Raw genomic sequence first — 18,539 nt, forward strand, 5'->3', positions numbered from 1 at the left:
TCTCGCGGTGGGGGACGATCAGGCGTGGACGGGGACGGACTCGGGCTCCTCGTCAGGGAGCCCGGCCTCCAGTTCACGCACGAGCGGCAGCACACGCCTGCCGAAGTACTCGACCTCCTCGTGGTAGTGCAGGAAGCCGAGCAGGAGAAGGTCGACGCCGAGCCGCTTGTAGGCGACGACGCGTTCGGCGATCTGCTCGGGGGTGCCGATGAGCCCCGTACGGAAGCCGTCGTTGTACTGGACCAGGTCCTCGAAGGACGAGTCCTGCCACATGCCCTTCTTGTCGGCGGTGGACTGCCCGGCCTGCTTCACCGCGGCGCCGAAGCCCTCGACGGCCTCGCTGTCGGCCTTGGCGACGATCTCACGGAGGGTGTCGCGGGCCTCGGCCTCGGTGTCGCGGGCGATGAGGAAGCCGTTGAGGCCGAACTTCGGTGCCGTGCGGCCGGCTTCGGCGGCGGACTTGCGGACGTCGTTGATCTGCTCGGTGACTCCGTCGAAGTCCTTGCCGTTGGAGAAGTACCAGTCGGAGACGCGGCCGGCCATCGCGCGGGCGGCGGTGGAGTTGCCGCCCTGGAAGATCTCGGGGTGCGGGCGTTCGGGTGTGTTGAGGGGCTTGGGCTTGAGGGAGAAGTCGCGCAACCGGTAGAAGTCACCGGCGAGTTCGGTGTGGTCCTCGGTCCAGATCTGGCGCAGGGCGCGGATGAACTCCTCGGAGCGGCGGTAGCGCTCGTCGTGCTCCAGCCACGGCTCGCCCAGGGCGGTGAACTCGCCCTTGAACCAGCCCGATACGACGTTCACCGCGAAGCGGCCGTTCGAGAGGTGGTCGGCGGTGGCGCCGAGCTTGGCGAGGACACCGGGGTGCCACAGGCCGGGGTGGACGGCGGCGATGACCTTCAGGCGCTGGGTTGCGAGGAGGAGGGCGAGGCTGAAGCTGGTCGACTCGTGCTGGTACTCGGCGCCGTAGCTGGCCATGTAGCGGACCTGGCTGAGGGCGTAGTCGAAGCCGTTGTTCTCGGCGAGGACGGCGAGTTCGCGGTTGTACTCGTATCCCCAGTCGGTGCGCTGCTCGATCTTGCTGGTGACGAGGCCCCCGCTGACATTGGGGACCCAGTAGGCGAATTTCACGGGCGCTGCGGGCATGCGGAACTCCTGTTGCGGAATGTTTTGCGGCACGCCGAATTCAGGAATGGGCGCGAGCGCGCACAAAGGCGCGGGCGCGGCGAATTCGGTGCGGAAACAAGGAACGCGCGGCGGATCTCGGAAGGTTGATCAGGCCGCGGTGCAACAGGAGGCGCTGGAGACGCGCGCGAGGTCGACATGGCGTCGCCGCGTGAGGTCCAGTCGCATCTTCATGCCGTCGATCGTGGCAGCCGGCGGCGAGAGGAGTCAAGGAAAACCCGACCGGTCTCGTATCCCGGACCATTGAATTTCACGAACATGTGACAGGGAAACCCTTGAACCGGGCCTGCGGAACGCCGCATTGTCCGAGGGTGCGAATAGAGCAGCTGGAATACATCGCGGCGGTCACCCGGCTCGGTTCGCTGCGCCGGGCGGCCGAGGAACTGCGCCTTTCGCAGCCCGCGCTGAGCGAGACCGTGCGCAATCTGGAGCGCGAGCTGGGTGTGGACCTGCTGGAGCGCAAGCGGTCCGGGGCGCGGATGAGCGCCGAGGGCCGGGAGTTGCTGCCGCACATCATCGACGTCCTGGACGCGGTGGACCGGCTGCGCGGCGCGGCCGGTGAGCAGCACCGGATCAGCCGCATGGTGCGGGTCGGCACGGTGAACGCGGCGACGGTGCCGCTCCTCATCCCGTCGGTGCAGGCCTTCCGGGCCGCCCATCCGATGACACAGGTCGAGGTGGTGGGCGCACAGCAGACGGAGATCCACCGGGCGCTGCTGGAGGGCGGGTTCGACCTCGGTCTGGTCAACCATCTCGACGGCGACGACCTGCCGGCCGACTTCGACAGCACCGAACTGCTGCGCGGCCGCCCGGTGTTGTGCCTGCGCCCGGACAGCCCGCTCGCGTCGCTGCCGGCGGTCACGGTCGACGATGTGCTGAACGGCCCCGAGCCGGTCATCGCGATGCGCTCCGGTTACGTCATGCACCGCTACGCGCACCGCCTGCTGCGCGGCCGCACTCCGGACTTCTCGTTCTCCACCGACGGCGCCGAGATGGGCAAGCTGATGGTGGCCGAGGGGCTGGGGGCGACGCTTCTGCCCGACTTCAGTGTCGTCGGCGATCCGCTGGAGCGCAGCGGCGCGATCGTCTACCGGCCGATCTCCGACGACGCCACCGAGGTGCTGCTCATGCTCCAGCGCCGCCGGGCGGAGTCCGTGCCCCGGGCGGCGCAGGATCTGTACGAGGTGTTCGTGCGTCGCGCGCGTGAGCTGGGCTACACGCCGAGCTGACAGCTCAGTCCTCGTCGGCCGGGACGACCACGAGGAACGCGTCGGACTTCAGGTCCATCACGACGGTCGCCTTACGCCCCTCGGCGCGGCAGCGCGCCGCGTACTCCTCCGCCGGCCACGATCCGCGCGGAGCTCCCGCAGGAAACCGCTCCAACACCTTCGCGCCCATAGCGGCAGCACCTCCACAGCCGAGTTCCGGTCAGGGCCTCATCAGGGTTCGCCTGCCCCCGACCGGCCGAAACATGTCCGGGAGACCCGCATCCACCGGCCCGCCGGGAGCGGAAGCAGAGGAAAACCCCCTGTTTCCGCTCCCGGGAGTAGCACCATGAACGTATCGGTCGTCCTGTTCACGTCCGACCTGCGCCTGCACGACCATCCACCCCTTCGGGCCGCCCTCGACGGCGAACGCCAGCTGGTGCCGCTGTTCGTACGGGACCGGGCCGTGCTGGACACCGGTTTCGCCTGCCCCAACCGGCTGGCGTTCCTCGCCGACTGTCTGCGGGACCTGGACGCGGGCCTGCGCGAGCGGGGTGGCCGGCTGGTCGTGCGCTGCGGTGAGGTGGTCGAGCAGGTGTGCCGGGTGGCAGCCGCGGCCGATGCGGACGAGGTGCACCTGGCGGCGGACGTCAGCGCCTACGCCCGCTCGCGCGAGGACCGGCTGCGCCGCGCCCTGGAGGCCGAGGGGCGCCGGCTGCACGTCCACGACACGGTGACGACGGCCGCCCCGCCCGGCGAGCTCACCCCGGCGGCCTCGGACCACTTCGCCGTCTTCACGCCGTACTTCCGCCACTGGTCGGACCACCGCCTGCGCGAGGTCCTCGCCGCACCCCGCGTGGTACGCGTGCCCGAGGGCATCGACTCCGAGGAGCTTCCCGGCCGCGAGGGCCTGACCGGGCTGTCGGAGGGGCTGGCGCGGGGCGGCGAGCAGGAGGCCCGGGCGCGGCTCGCGTCCTGGCTGAGGGACGGCATCACCTCGTACGACACCGGACACGACGACCTGGCGGACGACGCGACCTCCCGGCTCTCACCCCACCTGCACTTCGGGACCCTCTCCCCCGTCGAGCTCGTGCACCTGGCGCGGAAGGCGGGCGGCCCGGGCGCGGAGGCGTTCGTACGGCAGCTCGCCTGGCGCGACTTCCACCGCCAGGTCCTCGCCGCGCGCCCGGCGGCGGCCGGCGCCGACTACCGCACGCGGAACGACAGTTGGCGCTCCGAGGCCGAGGCGCGCGAGGACGTGGCGGCCTGGCGGGCGGGGCGGACCGGCTATCCCCTGGTCGACGCGGCGATGCGGCAGCTGCGGCACGAGGGCTGGATGCACAACCGCGGGCGCATGCTGACCGCGAGCTTCCTCACCAAGACGCTGTACGTCGACTGGCGGGTCGGCGCCCGGCACTTCCTCGACCTGCTGGTCGACGGCGACCTGGCCAACAACCAGCTCAACTGGCAGTGGGCGGCCGGTACCGGCACCGACACCCGCCCCAACCGCGTGCTCAACCCGGTCGCCCAGGCGAAGCGTTACGACCCGGACGGCGTGTACGTCCGCCGCTGGGTTCCCGAACTCGCGGGGCTGGACGGGCCGTTCGTGCACGAGCCGTGGCAGCTGCGGGGCCTGGACCGGGCCGCCGTCGACTACCCCGAACCGCTCGTGGACCTCTCCGAGGGGCTCGCCCGTTTCCGGCGGGCGCGCGGGCTCGACTGAGGTCCGGTCAGGTCCGTTCGTGCAGGCCGGCCAGCGTGTCGAGCGCCTCCCGCAGTCCCGTCGGCCGCGACACGCCGGGCACGGAACGGCCGGCCCAGCCGGGGCCGCCCAGCAGGACCAGGGGGCGTCCACGGGCGCCCTTCAGCCCCCACTCGGTGGCCGCGATGTGCCCGGCCAGCGCCGGGCTCGCCGTGGAGCGGGCCTGCGACCACAGCACGACGGCCGCCGGGCCCAGACGCCGTACCGCCGCGGTGAGCGCCTCGGCGGGGACGGCGGCGCCGAACATGCGGGCCGGGAGGCGGAGTCGGCCCAGTTCGGCGTTGAGCGCCTCCAGTGCCAGCGTGTGCAGCTCGCCGGGTACACAGGCCAGCAGGACTGGGGCGGCGGCGTCCACGGGCGGCCGGGTGCGGCGGCGCAGGGCGGTGGAGACATGCCAGGACAGGAGGTGCTCGACCTCCACGTAACGGTCCCCGGACGAGGCCCACTTGCGGCCCACCGCGTGCAGCGTCGGCACCATCACCTCCTGCCAGGCGGCGGCCACCCCGTACCGCTCGACGGCCTCGGTCAGCCGCGTCTCCACGGCGGGAGCGTCGAGGCGTACGGCGGCACGGGCGAGGCCTCGGGCCTCCTGGCGCACATCGCCGAGGGGCAGCGGACCGGCCGCCCGGGACGGCGGACGGGAAACCGGCGTACCGGTTCCGGCTCGCGCGGCCCCGGCCGCCTCCGCGGGCGGGACTCCTGTCGAGGTCAGGCTGCACATCCGCTCCAGTACGGCCACGTCCTCGGGCGTCCAGCGGCGGTGCCGTCCGTCGGGGCGGACGGCGGGGCCGAGGCCGTATCTGCGGTCCCAGGAGCGGAGGGTGGTGGGCGACACGCCGAGCCGGCGGGCCAGCGCGCCGGTCGTGAGAGCCGCGCCGGGCGGCTGCCTGGTCATACGGCGACTATACGACGCAGAATCGATGCAAGTTGGCGGCTCGGGTGCCCGCCGCGAACCATGACCGTCATGAGCCCGCTGCACCCGGTCGAGGAGTCTTCCCGCGACGAGGAACTGGCCCGGGGCGTGGTGGCGGGCGACGAGGAGTGTCTCGCGCTCGCCTATCGCCGCTGGTCAGCGCTGGTCCACGCGGTGGCCCGGCGTTCCTTGGGCGACACGCAGGACGCGGAGGACGTCACGCAGCAGGTGTTCCTCGGCGTGTGGCGCGGGCGGGCCGGATACCGGGCCGAGCGGGGCTCGTTCGCGGGGTGGCTCGTGGGCATCACCCGGCGCAAGATCGCCGACACGCTGTCCGCGCGCACCCGCGGCCGGGAGCTGCTCGGCGCCGCCGGAGCGGCCCTCCTCGTCTCCGATCCCGGACGGGAACGCCCCGAAGCGGTCCTCGACCGCGTGCTCCTCCGGCAGGAACTGGCCGGTCTGCCCGCACCCCAGCAGCGGGTCCTGCGCCTGGCGTTCTACGAGGACCTGACCCAGACCCAGATCGCGGAGCGCACCGGCTGGCCGCTGGGCACCGTCAAGAGCCACGCACGCCGCGGACTGCGCCGGCTGCGTGATCGGCTGGAATGCCACGATCTCTACACATAAAGAAGAAATAAGCGCAGAATGCAGATAAGCGGCTCTTACCGCATACCGCACCAGCCGCGGTCAGGCTGTGAGTCGAAGGAGACGAGTCATGGCGAACGTCTCGCCCACCAGAGGTGACATAACCAGCCACCCCGATGTTTCCGAAATGCGGGCCCGGTACGCCCGTATGCTCGGTGGTCGTGATGTGGCGCTCGTTGACGGACCGGTGTTCCTGCTCGGTCTGTACTGCGCCGTGTCCCCGTGGATACTCCACTACACGACGAGCCAGCCCGCCCTCGTGACGCACAACCTGATCGTCGGCATCGCGATCGGTCTGCTGGCCCTCGGATTCACCCGCGCCCCCGAGCGCATGTACGGCCTGAGCTGGGCCTTCTGCGCGGTGGGCGTCTGGATGATCATCGCACCCTGGGTCGTCGGCGACAGCCCGGACGCCGGCGTCGCGCTGAACAACATCATCATCGGCGCCCTGGCCGTGATCCTGGGCCTGATGTGCGCGGGTACGGCGGCGCGGAGCACTCCGAAGCCGTAGAGAACCGCCTCACGAAGAGAACCGCCTCAAGAAGGGACGGCATGCCGGCCGGCCCGCACCCCGTGCGGACCGGCCGCGGCCGTGCCGCTCAGTGACCGGGGACCAGCCAGGGCTCCTGCGGCAGCGGGCTGCCGGTCTCCAGGAGCGACTTGAGGTTGGACAGGACCGCGGGCCAGCCGCCCGAGACGTCGGACAGCGCGCCCTCGTCCCAGAGGTCCTCGTGGGTGACCGTGAGCCGGACGATGTCCTCGTGCGGCGTGATGTCGAAGGTGACCCGGGAGTACTTGTCCTCCTGGCCCTCGTTCTGCGGGTCGACCCAGGTGGTGACCAGCCGGGTCGGGGGCTCGCTCTCCACGACGCTGCCGACCACGTCGGCGATGCCGGAGCCGTCCGTGCGGACGTGCTCCCAGCGTGAGCCCTGCTTCCAGTCCGAGACGTTGTGATGGCCCCAGTAGGCGCCGGTCAGCTCGGCGTCGGTGAGCGCCTCCCAGACCTTCTCGGGCGTGCTGCGGATGTAGGTGACGTACACGAACGTGGGCTTGTCGGTCATGGCTTCCTCGGCTCGTCGTTTCAGGGCGCTCAGCGCGCTCAGGCGCGGGCGCTCGAACTTGTCGATCCACCGCTCCTGGATCTCGTGGAGCGGGACCGGATTGAGGTAGTGCAGCTTCTCCCGCCCCCGCCGCACCGTGCTGACCAGGTTGGCGGCCTCCAGGACGGACAGGTGCTGGGTCACCGACTGCCGTGTCATGTCGATGTGCTCGCACAGTTCGCCCAGCGTCTGGCCGTTGTGCTCGTGCAGCCGGTCCAGCAGCCGCCGTCGCGTCTCGTCGGCCAGCGCCTTGAAGACCTTGTCCATCCCGGAGTCGCTCTCTGATCGCACACTCAAAGTTATGCAGGCAATTACTTGCATGTCAAGGCTGGGCGATTTGAGGCATTTGCGCGCGCGTGCTCCCCGCACCCTGCGTACCGTCCTCGTCGCCGCCGGACTCACCGCCGCGATGGGTGTCTCGGCCACCGCCGCTTTCGCGGAGCCGACCGTACGGAACCCTGAGCACCAAGGGCAGGACGGCCTACGGCAACCTCAACGGCCTGCATGTCGCCCTGCACCCGAACGGCAAGGTCACGTCGTGGGCCGAGGACGTCCCGTCCCCGGACCCGACCCCGCAGCCCGACGACACGGACCAGCCGGACCCGATCGGCATCGGCTGACGGCGACCCGGGACATCATCGGCTCAGCCCAGAAAGGAGCCCAGTTCACGCCGGTTCCGGCCGACGAACTCCCACGCGGCCCACACCTCCTCGACGACCCCGCGCTCCCGCAGGCGGACCATCGCGGGTTCGCCCCGCTCCGCCCCGGCCCGGATCCCCCGCCAGCACCGGTCCTGCCACCAGAGGATGGTGTCGATGAGCCCGCCCCGTTCGGCGAGTCCGTAGGCGTCGCAGACGAGACGGATCCGGCGGGCCGCCTCGGGGATGTCCGTCACTCCCGGGCCGAGGTCCAGGTACTGCCAGCACAAGTGGGCGATGTCGTGGATGCGTTCACCGGGGGCGGCGAGGTCCCAGTCGATGAAGGCCTGCGGCAGCCAGGTGCCGCCCGCCACCGTGTACACGGTGTTCTTGGGCGCCAGGTCGTTGTGACAGACGACGTCCTGACCGCCGGCCAGGGGTGTGCCATGGGTCAAGTCGTGGAATTCGCGGACCAGTTGGGCGACCAGGACGAGACTCTCGTCGGTGCACGCGGCGGCCCGCTCCTCGGCCGTCACCGCGGCCTGCCCCTCGATGAAGTCGAGGACATCCCGGCCCTGTTCGTCGGTCCCGAGATGGCACGGCGCCCCCTTCCACCCGCTCCGCTCGAACAGCCCCAGCAGTTCCCGAACGAACTCCGCCCGCCGCGGCGGCACCCGCCGCACGGTCCCGCGCACCCGCACGACATCGCTCACGGCGCCGCCGTACAGGATCTGCTCCCCCGGGCCGGAGCCGACGTGGAAGGAGATCCACACGTCCGGCGGGAGGTCGGGCCGGTCCGGTACCGGTCGGGGCTCCTCGGACCAGGCGCCCGGGGCGAGTTCGGCGGCGACCCGGCGCCAGAAGCGGACCGCGGGCTCGTTGGCGTACTGGAAGGCGACCTCCCACGGGCCCGGGTGCCGCACGACGACCTCGTGGACCGCGTCCAGTCCGATGCCCTGCCGGCGCGCCCCTGCCACCACGAAGAAGCTGTTCAGTACGCGTGTCGGACCGTCCAGGCCACGGACGAAGGCGAAGCCGACCGGATGTCCGTCGCGGACGAAGAGGTACGGCGCCCAGCCGGGCTCGGTGAAGGCCGCGTCGACGCGCTCGCTGCGGAACGTGCCGTCGGGGTTGGGCAGTACGCCCATGAAGCCGGACAGGTCGTGGCGGAACATCAGCCACAACCGCTCGACGGTCGGGCGGTCTTCGGCGGTTGCGCGGCGGACGGAGACGGCGGGCATCGGGCTCCCCTGCGAGAGATTCGACCGGATTGCGGAAATGCGAAAAGCCTCCCCGGCGGACGCGCGGTCCGGCCGGGGAGGCCCAAGGTTGCCGAAACTCTAGCGCAGATACGGCAGTTGCGGCGCCGCGTTCACGCGTCGGCGGGTTCCGCGTCCGCGCCCCGCGGTGTCAGGTACTCCTCCGTGATCTCCTTCGGGCCGAACGGCCACACCTTCTCGAAGCGGGCCCAGAGGACGTACGCGACAGAGCCGAGGGCCAGCCAGGCCAGCGACCACTCGATGGGATGGCGGCCCGGCGAGTTCTTGTCCGCGTAGCCGTAGATCACGCACCAGCCGACGAAGGCGATGATGCTCGGCAGCGGGTAGAGCCACATCCGGTACGGCCGTTTCAGCGTCGGCTGACGCTTGCGCAGGACCGTCAGGGCGATGATCTGGGAGAGCGCCTGGACGATCACCATCACGGTCGTCAGGAGCTGGATCAGGGTCGCCAGGTCCGTGTGGCGGCCGATCAGGAAGCCGATCGCCGTGATCACGCCCATGGTCGCCAGGCCCAGCATCGGGAAGCGGTGCTTGGGGTGCAGCTTGGCGTAGGGGCGGAAGAAGACGCGCTCGCGGGCAGCGTCGTAGGGCACCCGGGAGCCGCCGAGCAGTCCGGTGAAGACGGAGGCGAAGGCGGTGATCAGGATGAGGACGGTGACCGTGTCGGCTGCGCCCTTGCCCCAGGTCTTCTCAAGAACCGCCGAGGCGACCGAGGTCGAGGCGATGTCCTTCGCGTCCGTCATGCGGTGCCAGTCGATGACGCCCAGGGTGCCGATCTGGAGGAGCAGGTAGATCGCCATGATGCCGAGGACGGAGAAGATGATCGAGCGCGGCAGGACCCGGCCCGGGTCCTTGATCTCGGCGCCCATGTAGGCCGTGGTGTTGTAGCCGAGGTAGTCGTAGATGCCGATGGTCAGGCCCGCGGCGAAGCCCAGCCAGAAGTGGTTCGAGCCGAGGTCGAAGGCGTGCGCCGGGTAGGTGAAGGCGAGGTCGGCGCTGAAGTCGGTCGCCGCGGCCAGGATCACCAGCACCACCGAGGTGATCATGACGGCCCACATCACGGCCGTGATCCGGGCGATGTTCTCGATGCCCCGCCACAGCAGGAGGACGACCAGGGCGACGATGCCCAGGCCGATCAGGTCGCCCTGGGTCTGGGTCAGGTCGGGTGCCAGATAGCCCAGGTACTGGACGAAGCCGACCACGCCGGTGGACATGATCAGCGGGATGAACAGCATCGCCGTCCACACGAACAGGAACGGCATCAGCCGGCCGGTGCGGTACTGGAAGGCCTGGCGCAGATAGACGTAACTGCCGCCGGAGCCGGGCATCGCCGCGCCCAGCTCGGCCCAGACGAGGCCGTCCGCGAGGGCGAGGACCGCGCCCGCGATGAAGCCGATCACGGCCTGCGGGCCGCCGAAGGCGGCGACCATCAGCGGGATGGTGACGAACGGGCCGATGCCGCACATCTGGCTCATGTTGATGGCGGTGGCCTGGAACAGGCCGACGCGGCGGACGAAGCCGCCGGTGGGCGGCGGGCTACCGGACATGGGGGCTCCTGGAGGTGGGTGCGTTGGTACGAGGAGGGCGAAGAGTCGACGTACGGCGTGCGGGCCGGTATCCGGTGGCTGACTGGCCGATAAAGTTAAGGAGCCTTACTTGATGCGTCAAGAGGGGAGCCCGCGTGCGTGAGAATGGTGTGATGACCGCCGCCGACGTCGCAGAGCAGCAGGGCCGGCCCTGGAACCGTCAGCGGCTGCGCAGCACCAACGAGCGCCTGCTCCTCGACCGGCTGCGGGCCGCGGGTGCCGCCTCGCGCGCCCAACTGGCCCGCGAGACCGGCCTGTCCAAGCCGACGGTGTCCAGCGCGCTCGCCGCACTGGAGGCGGCGGGGCTGGTCCACGAGGTCGGTACACACGCCCCCGAGCGGGGCCGCACGGCCGTCCTGTACGCACCGGACCCGGCGGCCGGTCATGTCCTCGGCGTCGACGTCGGCCGCGGCTGGCTGCGGGTCGCGGTGGCCGACCTGGACGGCGCTGTCGTCGCCCGCTCCGACGTGCGCAACCGGGCACGCAGCTCGGGCGCGATGGCCGACCTGGTGGTGGCGACGGCCCGGCAGGTGGTCGCCGGCTCGGGCGTGGCGCCGCAGGAGGTGGTGCACGCGGTGGTGGGCACGCCGGGCGTGTACGACGAGAAGCAGCGCCGGGTGCGGTACGCGATGCATCTGCCGGGCTGGGGGCGTGCCGGGCTCTTCGACCGGATGCGGGAGGAGCTGGGCGTCCCGCTGGAGGTGCACAACGACGCCAATCTGGCGGCGCTCGGCGAGTACACGTACGGGGTCGGGGCGGCCAGCCGGCTGTTCGCGTACATCCTGATCGGCACCGGGCTGGGCATGGGTGTGGTCAGCGAGGGGCGGCTGTTCACCGGGGCGCACGGGCTGGCCGGGGAGATCGGGTTCCTGCCGTGGCCGGGGCAGCAGAAGCCGGAGCGGCTTGAGGACGCGGTGTCGGGGGTGGCCGTGGTGGAGACGGCGCGCCGGTTCGGGATGAGCGGGCAGCTCACCGCGAAGGCCGTGTTCGACGCGGCCCGGCAGGGCAACGAGGCAGCGGTCAAGGCAGTCCAGTTGGAGGGCGAGCGGATCGCGCACACGGTCGCGGCGGCCGCCGCCGTGCTCGACCCGGATCTGGTGGTCCTGGGCGGCGGGGTCGGCCACAGCGTGGACCTGCTGCTGAAGCCGGTGCGCGACAACCTCCGGGCGCTCACCCCGCTGCGGCCGAAGGTCGTACCCAGCCGGCTCGGCGAGGACGCGGTGCTGCTCGGGGCGGTGGCGACGGCGCTCGGGACGGCCCGTGACGTGGTGTTCGAGCGCCGGTCGGCCACGTCCTGAACCAACTCGCCCACGGGTCGCGGTGATTGACAGGCCCCACTCGCCCCCTTACCGTGACCGCCGTTAGTAAAGTTTCCTAACTTTACGAAGGGGCTGGAGACTCCGTGAACGGACAGCGTCTCGCCACGGCCGCGGCAGTCCTCGGTCTGCTGGGTTCCCTGACCGCCGGTTCCTGGGCCGCAGACCACGACGACCGGCCCGCTCCGCGCGAGCGGCCGACCCGGGTCCCCTCGGCGCCGGGCAGCGCGACCGCCCTCACCGGCTTCGCCGTCCAGTCGACGGCCAAGGTCTCCGCCCCGGCGTCCGACGTCTCCTCCCCCGGCTATCCGGCGAGCGGCTGGTACCCGACCGGCTCCCGCTCGACGGTCCTGGCCGCACTGCTCGCGAACGGCGTCTACGCCGACCCCTTCTACTCGACGAACCAGCAGAAGATCCCGAAGGCCGACTTCCAGGTCCCCTGGTGGTACCGCTCGGACTTCACGGTCGCCGACACCTCCGAACGCACCTACCTCGACTTCAGCGGGGTGATCTCGGCGGCCGACGTCTACGTCAACGGCAAGCAGGTCGCCACGACCGAGGACGTGACCGGCGCCTACACCCACCACGAGCTGGACGTCACGTCGCTCGTCCGCTCCGGCACCAACACCGTCGCCTTCCGGATCCAGCCCAATGACCCGAACAAGAACCTCACCATGGGCTGGATCGACTGGCTCCAGCCCCCGCCCGACGAGAACATGGGCATCGTCCGCGATGTCGTGGTCCACCGCGGCGGCCCGGTCGCCCTGCGCGACGCCCACGTGGTGACCAGGCTGGACGTGCCCTCCCTGGCCTCGGCCGACCTGACCGTGAAGGCGCAGGCCCGCAACGACTCCGACGCGCCGGTGACGACCACCGTCTCCGGCAGCATCGGCAAGACGACCTTCGCGAAGCCCGTCACCCTCGCCGCGCACGAGACGAAGACCGTCACCTTCACCCCGTCCGACACGCCCGGCCTTCACGTCACCTCGCCGAAGGTCTGGTGGCCCGCCGGCATGGGCGGCCAGCCCCTCTACGACCTGGACCTCACCGCCACCGTCTCCGGCACCGCCTCGGACACCGCGCACGAGACCTTCGGCATCCGTGACGTCCGGGCGCCGCTCAACTCCGACGGCGCCCGCCAGTACCGGATCAACGGCCGCAGGCTGCTGATCAAGGGCGGCGGCTGGTCCCCGGACGAGTTCCTGCGCTGGGACCGGACATACGTCGAGGACCGCCTGAAGTACGCCCTCGACCTGGGCCTCAACACCATCCGGCTGGAAGGCCACCTGGAACCGGACGAGTTCTTCGACCTCGCCGACCGCTACGGCATCGTGACGCTCCCCGGCTGGGAGTGCTGCGACAAGTGGGAGGGCCAGGTCAACGGGAGCGAGTCCGGCGACAAGTGGACCGCCTCCGACTACCCGGTCGCCAAGGCGTCCATGGCCGCCGAGGCCGCCCGGCTGCGCGACCACCCGAGCGTCGTCTCCTTCCTCATCGGCAGCGACTTCGCACCGGACGCGACGATCGAGAAGAACTACCTCGACGCCCTGAAGGCCGCCGACTGGAACACCCCCGTCGTGGCCGCCGCCTCCGACAACTCCTCACCGCAGTCCGGCAGTTCGGGCATGAAGATGACAGGCCCGTACGACTGGATCCCGCCGAACTACTGGTACGCCAAGCGCGAGGGCGGCGCCACCGGCTTCAACTCAGAGACCAGCGCGGGCCCCGACATCCCCACCCTCGACACCCTGCGCCGCATGATGACCCCGGCCGAACTCGACACCCTCTGGAAGGACCCGAACGCCAAGCAGTACCACCGCTCCCCGTCCTCGACCTTCGGCACCCTCAAGCTCTACGACAACGCCCTGACCGGCCGCTACGGCTCCCCCACGAGCCTCACCGACTACGTCCGCAAGGCCCAGCTCGCCCAGTACGAGAACGTCCGCGCCCAGTTCGAGGCGTACGAGCGCAACGCCACCGACTCGGCCAAGCCCTCGACCGGCGTCGTCCACTGGATGTTCAACAGCGGCTGGACCTCGCTGCACTGGCAGCTGATGGACCGTCATCTCGACCAGGGCGGCGCCTACTTCGGGGCGAAGAAGGCGAACGAACCGCTGCACGTCCAGTACTCCTACGACGACCGCACGGTGGTCGTCGTGAACAACCGGCACCCGGCCGCCTCCCAACTGACGGCCAGGGCAACCCTGTTCAACCCCGACGGCACCCAGAAGTACGACAGGACCGTGAGCGGCCTCAAGGTGAGCGGCGACGGCGCGCACAGCACGGCACTCACGCTGCCCGCGTCGGTGAGCGGCCTGTCGACGACGTATCTGCTGCGCCTCACCCTCACCGACGGCTCCGGCAGGGAGGTCAGCCGGAACGTCTACTGGCTGTCGACCAGGCCGGACACCCTCGACTGGGCCAACACCGACTGGTACTACACGCCGACGACGAGCTACGCCGATCTGAAGGGGCTGGCCTCGATGGCGCAGGTGCCGGTCTCGGCCACGGCGTCGACGGCGTCCTCGGGCGGCACGTCCACCACGACCGTGACCCTCCGCAACACCGGGAGCGGGATGACGCCGTCGCTGCTCACCGACGTCCATCTCGTGGACGCGAAGGGGCGGCCGGTGCTGCCGGTCCAGTGGTCGGACAACGAGGTGAGTCTGTGGCCGGGTGAGTCGGCGACGCTGACCGTCACCTACCGGACGGCGGATCTGCGCGGTTCCGCGCCGGCCGTCAGGGTCTCCGGCTGGAACACGGCGGAGCGGACGGTTCCGGCGGGGGCGCCGGAACCGTCCGGTCGGCTCAGCTCACGTTGAGCGCGGTGTCGTCGATGACGAAGGACGTCTGGAGGGTCGACCCCTCGACGCCGGTGAACTTGATGGTGGCGGTGGTGCCGGCCAGCGAGGAGACGTCGAAGGACTTCAGGACGTATCCGGAGGCCGCGTTGAGGTTCGAGTAGGTGGCCAGGGTGGTGGATCCGGCGGTGACCGTCAGCTTGTCGTAGGCGGTGCTGGTGGTGGTCTCCGCGGTGTCCACGTGCAGATAGAAGCTGAGGGTCGCGGAGCAGCCGGACGGGATGGTCACCGACTGGGACAGGGTGTCGGTGTGGGCCGATCCGTAGCCGTCGAGCCAGGCCTTGTAGGAGCCGGTGCGGGCGGCCTCGCTGCTGGAGTTGGTGATGACGCCGCTGCTGGCGGTCCAGGTGGTGTTGCCGGACTCGAAGCCGGGGTTGCCCAGGAGCTGGGCGGCGGTGCAGGTGCCGCCACCGCCCCCGCCACCACCGCCGCCGCTGCTGCCGCTCGCTCCGGCCAGCCACTCGGTGGCGTTCAGGGCGAGGGGCGCGTTGGTGGCGCCGGAGTCGTTCCAGCCGTCGTACAGCGTGTTGCCGGACTGGCCGGTGCCGTCGTCGACGGGCGAGGTGTCACCCCAGAAGGCGACGCGTCCGCTGCCGAAGGTGGAGGTCGCGAAGAAGGCGCCGGTGTTGCCCGAGTAACCGCTGCGGTACAGCAGGCCCTTGACGCTGGAGTTGTCGGCGGGCTTGAGGGTGGCCGTGGTGCCGTCGGCGATCAGGCTCTTGGTGACCGTGCCGAAGGAGCCGTGCAGCACCGGGTCCGTGCTGTCGCTGATCGCGGCCGGGTAGCCGGAGCTGATGTCCAGGGTGTCGACGGAGAAGCCGAACGGGTCGGTCGAGTCGACGCTGTTGTTGGTCATCAGGTCGTTGAAGATCTCGACGGCGTCGTAGCCGTCGTTGTTGCGGTCGGCGCCGGTGTGGTCGGAGATCATGAACAGACCGCCGCCGGCCTTCACGAAGTTCATGATCGCCGTCTTCTCGGCGGTGGTGAACAGCGTGTTGGGCTCGGGCAGTACGAGAGCGTTGAACTTCGAGAGGTCGGTGGTGGAGCTGCCGCCGTAGGTGAGGGCACTCGTGGCGGTCTTCATGCTGTAGCCGCCGGTCTTCTGCAGGTCGACGCCCCACGACGAGAGAGCGCCGGTCCAGTCCGTCTCGGAGGACGGGGAGGAATCCTCCGACAGCGGGTCGGGCTTGCTGGTGGAGATGATCCAGTCCGCGTTGCCGGCCTCCTCGGCGTGGCCGTCGTCGAACAGGATGTTGTAGGTGGTGGCCGCGTGGGCCGACGTGGCGCCGACACTGGCCTGGAGGGCACCGCCGGTGGTGAGCAGTGCGAGTGCGGCGAAGGCCGTCGTGAGTCGGTGACGGGGTCTGGAGCGGGTGGGCATCCGGCGTACCTCCGAGTGGGGTTGAGGAACGAAGCGGTGCGGGTGCAGGACCAGACCTACGCGCGTAGACGGGTGACAGATCTGCGCGCGTAGATGTTCGGTTGCACGATACTCGCGCGACCGAACGGTTGAACCGTACATGGCAGAACAATGGCTGAACAGGCATCACCAGGCCCACCGGGCCCGACATTGCCCGGCGTTGACCCTTGGTTGAAACGGAACGGACTGTCCCCCTCTCCAGGGGGCATCCGGTTAGTGCGGGGGTCCTGACGAAGAGGGGCGGAGATGGAGATTACGGGCATCATCAGTGCCATCGTGATCGGCATCGTCATCGGTGTGCTGGGCCGGCTGGTCGTGCCGGGCCGCCAGCACATCGGGATCCTGCTGACGATCGTGGTCGGCATCGTGGCCGCACTGATCGGCGCGGCCATCGCCAACGCGTTCGACGTCGCCGACACCAAGGGCGTCGACTGGATCGAGTGGCTCATTCAGATCGGTCTCGCCGCACTGGGCATCGCGGCGCTCGACCGGAGCAGGGTGCGGCGCTGACACGGCGGCGGCGCCGGCCCGGCGACCGTTTCGGGCCTGGGCGAGGACTTCGTGTGCCTCGCCCGGGCGCGGTCGTCGCTGCTCGGCGCCTTGCGGGCGGTTGCCGAATTCCGCGTTCCGCATACCCTCGTGCCGGACTACCGTCTCCGGTAGCGGGAGGACCCGGAGTCAGGCCCGCCGACGCGGCTCCCCTGGGCAATCGGCGGGCCTGCCGCCTCGACCGAGCACCCCGAGCGGGAGAGTCGGGTGCTGCGGGAGGCCGTTCCCGGGCGGCACGGGTCCACCGATGAGGTTTGCAGCCGCGGCGGGCCGTGGCACGGGGCCGTTCGGCCTTCAGGTCCGGCCCGAACGGCCCCTGTTGCCCGTTCAACCCCGGCCCGCCAGCGCGGCGAGCCCCTCGCGGCTGGACGCGTAACGGGGTGTCCAGCCCAGCTCCCGCTCGGCCTTGGCCGAGGACACCCGCATGCTGGTCGACATCATCGTGTACGCGTACGACATCGGCCGGGTGAGCCAGCGCGGCACGGTCATCGGCTTCGGCACCCCGAACTCCTCGGCCACGCACAGGACATGGGCGCGGAAGCCGAGCGGGGTGCGGTCCGTGACGTTGTACGCCTGGCCGGGCCGGCCGCGCTCGACGGCGGCGACGACCGCGCCGGCCGCGTCGAGGAGGTTGATCCAGGGCAGGACCCGGCCGTGGTCGTCGGGGGCGGGCAGCTGGCGCTTGCGCAGCATGGGGAGGATGGCCTCGGTGCCGCCGGGGCCGTAGAACAGCCCGAAGCGCAGGGCGATGCCCTCGAGGTCGCTTGCGCCGAGGGTGAGTTGCTCCTTGATGCGCATGCCCTCGACGTGCCGTTCGAGCTCGGCCGTGGTGCCGGGCGGGCCGAAGCGGTCCGCGTCCTCGGTGATCACGTGGTCGCCGAAGTCCCCGTAGCCGTAGCCGAAGACCATGGACTCGCTGACGAAGCGGCGGGCGCCGGTGGCCTGTGCGGCCTCGATGAGGTGGGCGGTGCCGTCGATGCGCAGCGCGTTGGTGGCGTGCATGTCCTTGTGGCGCATGGGCGCCTTGCGCAGGGCGGTCGCGGCGTGGATGACGGTGTCGAAGTGCTGTCCGTCGACGGCGCGCAGCAGTGCGTCGCGGTCCATGAGGTCGGCGCTGACGCCGTTCGCCCTGCCGCGGCCGAGTCCGGTGACCTTGTGACCGGACTCGGTGAGCGCGCGGGTGATGTGTCCGCCGAGGACGCCGCTGGCGCCCGCGAGGAGGATGCTCTGGTTCTTCCGGTTCGTCGTCATGACCATGCGACGGATCGGGCGGCCGCGGATGTGACATCGCCGCGGGACGCGGTTCAGGGGGTGTAGGTGTACGGGGTCGTCGTGGTCAGGGGCTGGAAACCGAGGCGTTCCAGGATGGGACGGCTCTGGCTGGAGGCGTCGACCTGGAGGTAGCGGCAGCCGCGCTCCTGGGCGGCGCGGGCCCGGTGGGCGACCAGGGCCCGGTAGACCCCGCGGCCACGCCAGCCCTCGACGGTGCCGCCGCCCCACAGCCCGGCGAAACGGGTGCCGGGTACGAGTTCCATGCGGGCCGCGCTGACCGGTTCGTCACCGGCCAGGGCGACCACGGCGAGCACCGTGTCCGGCTCGCCGGTGAGCCGGGCGAGCAGTTGGTGGCGGAGCCGGGAGGAGTCGGTGCCGAAGGCCTTCGCGTGTACGTCGGCCACGAGGTCGACGCCCGCCGCGTCGGTGACGGGCCGGATGCGGATGCCCTCGGGCGGCTCGGCGTCGAGGTCTAGGGCGGCGGCCTCGACGATCATCAGCGTCTCCTCGGGCTCGGCCGTGAATCCCGCGCTCCTCAGTCGTTCGCCGAGGTCGGCCGGCCGGTCGTGGCCGTACAGCTTCCACTCGAACTCCAGGCCGAGGCCGGTGAAGTACGCGATCTGCTCGGTGATCGCCGCGTCCGCGCCCGTCTCGTCCAGGTCCGACCACAGGACGGCGTTCCAGCCCTGCTCGGACGACACGTGCCGCACCACGCCGCCGACCCGCTCGACGCGCGCGTCGGAGCCGTCCGGCTGGGCGCCTTCGCGCATGTCACGGTCGAAGAGGGCGAGCACGCCGACATGATCCATGCGC

18 protein-coding genes and 1 pseudogene are annotated in these 18,539 nt (G+C 70.8%); 8 read left to right on the top strand and 11 right to left on the bottom strand.

Annotated features, from left to right (window positions below):
- Positions 1 to 18: 18 nt before the first annotated feature.
- Positions 19 to 1,140 carry a dimethylsulfone monooxygenase SfnG gene (gene sfnG / locus ABZ848_RS29265; protein WP_360836683.1) on the bottom strand — a complete coding sequence of 374 codons (1,122 nt, stop codon included), beginning with the start codon at positions 1,138 to 1,140 and terminating at the stop codon, positions 19 to 21.
- 129 nt (positions 1,141 to 1,269) lie between these two features.
- A complete protein-coding gene (locus tag ABZ848_RS29270) occupies positions 1,270 to 1,353 on the bottom strand; it encodes a putative leader peptide (RefSeq protein WP_350966533.1) in 84 nt (27 codons plus the stop codon).
- A 137-nt stretch (positions 1,354 to 1,490) separates the two neighbouring features.
- On the opposite strand from ABZ848_RS29270, the gene ABZ848_RS29275 reads away from it, so the two are divergent.
- Positions 1,491 to 2,408 (top strand): LysR family transcriptional regulator, encoded by a 918-nt coding sequence (locus tag ABZ848_RS29275; protein ID WP_360836685.1) that lies wholly within the window; start codon positions 1,491 to 1,493, stop codon positions 2,406 to 2,408.
- 4 nt (positions 2,409 to 2,412) lie between these two features.
- Here ABZ848_RS29275 and ABZ848_RS29280 read toward each other — a convergent pair whose 3' ends face one another.
- Complete coding sequence (locus ABZ848_RS29280; protein WP_242776880.1) at positions 2,413 to 2,577, bottom strand: hypothetical protein; 165 nt, start codon at positions 2,575 to 2,577, stop codon at positions 2,413 to 2,415.
- A gap of 156 nt (positions 2,578 to 2,733) precedes the next feature.
- Here ABZ848_RS29280 and ABZ848_RS29285 point away from each other — a divergent pair, with 156 nt between their 5' ends.
- On the top strand, positions 2,734 to 4,107 hold the full coding sequence (locus tag ABZ848_RS29285) for a deoxyribodipyrimidine photo-lyase (RefSeq protein ID WP_360836687.1): 1,374 nt from the start codon (positions 2,734 to 2,736) through the stop codon (positions 4,105 to 4,107).
- 7 nt (positions 4,108 to 4,114) lie between these two features.
- Here the strand turns inward: ABZ848_RS29285 and ABZ848_RS29290 are convergent, their stop codons facing one another.
- Positions 4,115 to 5,041 carry a MerR family transcriptional regulator gene (locus tag ABZ848_RS29290; protein WP_360836689.1) on the bottom strand — a complete coding sequence of 309 codons (927 nt, stop codon included), beginning with the start codon at positions 5,039 to 5,041 and terminating at the stop codon, positions 4,115 to 4,117.
- Positions 5,042 to 5,110: 69 nt separating this feature from the next.
- Between ABZ848_RS29290 and ABZ848_RS29295 the strand changes: the two genes are divergently transcribed.
- The gene (locus ABZ848_RS29295; protein WP_360836691.1) at positions 5,111 to 5,686 is read left to right on the top strand and encodes a sigma-70 family RNA polymerase sigma factor; all 576 of its coding nucleotides are present in this window, start codon (positions 5,111 to 5,113) and stop codon (positions 5,684 to 5,686) included.
- An 88-nt stretch (positions 5,687 to 5,774) separates the two neighbouring features.
- Complete coding sequence (locus ABZ848_RS29300; protein ID WP_360836693.1) at positions 5,775 to 6,215, top strand: SPW repeat protein; 441 nt, start codon at positions 5,775 to 5,777, stop codon at positions 6,213 to 6,215.
- A gap of 88 nt (positions 6,216 to 6,303) precedes the next feature.
- On the opposite strand, the gene ABZ848_RS29305 is transcribed toward ABZ848_RS29300, so the two are convergent.
- Positions 6,304 to 7,071, bottom strand: a complete 768-nt coding sequence (locus ABZ848_RS29305; RefSeq protein ID WP_360836918.1) for a metalloregulator ArsR/SmtB family transcription factor — start codon at positions 7,069 to 7,071, stop codon at positions 6,304 to 6,306.
- A 146-nt stretch (positions 7,072 to 7,217) separates the two neighbouring features.
- Between ABZ848_RS29305 and ABZ848_RS29310 the strand changes: the two genes are divergently transcribed.
- On the top strand, positions 7,218 to 7,424 hold the full coding sequence (locus ABZ848_RS29310; RefSeq protein ID WP_360836695.1) for a hypothetical protein: 207 nt from the start codon (positions 7,218 to 7,220) through the stop codon (positions 7,422 to 7,424).
- A 23-nt stretch (positions 7,425 to 7,447) separates the two neighbouring features.
- On the opposite strand, the gene ABZ848_RS29315 is transcribed toward ABZ848_RS29310, so the two are convergent.
- From ABZ848_RS29315 to ABZ848_RS29325, 3 genes and pseudogenes are all read right to left on the bottom strand, one after another.
- Positions 7,448 to 8,215, bottom strand: coding sequence for a phosphotransferase (locus ABZ848_RS29315; protein ID WP_360836920.1), 768 nt, complete (start codon positions 8,213 to 8,215; stop codon positions 7,448 to 7,450).
- Positions 8,201 to 8,683: pseudogene (locus ABZ848_RS29320) on the bottom strand (GNAT family N-acetyltransferase); the annotation flags it as partial. The gene ABZ848_RS29315 and the pseudogene ABZ848_RS29320, both read right to left, overlap by 15 nt.
- Positions 8,684 to 8,814: 131 nt before the next feature.
- Positions 8,815 to 10,269 (bottom strand): APC family permease, encoded by a 1,455-nt coding sequence (locus ABZ848_RS29325; protein WP_360836697.1) that lies wholly within the window; start codon positions 10,267 to 10,269, stop codon positions 8,815 to 8,817.
- A gap of 152 nt (positions 10,270 to 10,421) precedes the next feature.
- On the opposite strand from ABZ848_RS29325, the gene ABZ848_RS29330 reads away from it, so the two are divergent.
- Together ABZ848_RS29330 and ABZ848_RS29335 are read left to right on the top strand one after the other, a co-directional pair.
- On the top strand, positions 10,422 to 11,606 hold the full coding sequence (locus tag ABZ848_RS29330) for an ROK family protein (RefSeq protein ID WP_360836921.1): 1,185 nt from the start codon (positions 10,422 to 10,424) through the stop codon (positions 11,604 to 11,606).
- 104 nt (positions 11,607 to 11,710) lie between these two features.
- Positions 11,711 to 14,446: a sugar-binding domain-containing protein gene (locus tag ABZ848_RS29335; RefSeq protein WP_360836699.1), complete on the top strand. Its 2,736-nt coding sequence runs from the start codon at positions 11,711 to 11,713 to the stop codon at positions 14,444 to 14,446.
- On the opposite strand, the gene ABZ848_RS29340 is transcribed toward ABZ848_RS29335, so the two are convergent.
- Positions 14,433 to 15,866 (bottom strand): hydrolase, encoded by a 1,434-nt coding sequence (locus ABZ848_RS29340; protein ID WP_360836701.1) that lies wholly within the window; start codon positions 15,864 to 15,866, stop codon positions 14,433 to 14,435. The genes ABZ848_RS29335 and ABZ848_RS29340 overlap by 14 nt on opposite strands.
- 285 nt (positions 15,867 to 16,151) lie before the next feature.
- Between ABZ848_RS29340 and ABZ848_RS29345 the strand changes: the two genes are divergently transcribed.
- Entirely contained in the window at positions 16,152 to 16,415 is a 264-nt protein-coding gene (locus ABZ848_RS29345) for a GlsB/YeaQ/YmgE family stress response membrane protein (RefSeq protein WP_360836703.1), read from the top strand.
- 366 nt (positions 16,416 to 16,781) lie between these two features.
- On the opposite strand, the gene ABZ848_RS29350 is transcribed toward ABZ848_RS29345, so the two are convergent.
- Together ABZ848_RS29350 and ABZ848_RS29355 are read right to left on the bottom strand one after the other, a co-directional pair.
- Positions 16,782 to 17,705, bottom strand: coding sequence for an NAD(P)-dependent oxidoreductase (locus ABZ848_RS29350; protein WP_360836705.1), 924 nt, complete (start codon positions 17,703 to 17,705; stop codon positions 16,782 to 16,784).
- Positions 17,706 to 17,758: 53 nt separating this feature from the next.
- Complete coding sequence (locus ABZ848_RS29355) at positions 17,759 to 18,535, bottom strand: GNAT family N-acetyltransferase (protein ID WP_360836707.1); 777 nt, start codon at positions 18,533 to 18,535, stop codon at positions 17,759 to 17,761.
- Between the last annotated feature and the right edge of the window lie 4 nt (positions 18,536 to 18,539).

Source organism: Streptomyces sp. NPDC047081 (genome assembly GCF_040643775.1).
GTDB lineage: Bacteria > Actinomycetota > Actinomycetes > Streptomycetales > Streptomycetaceae > Streptomyces.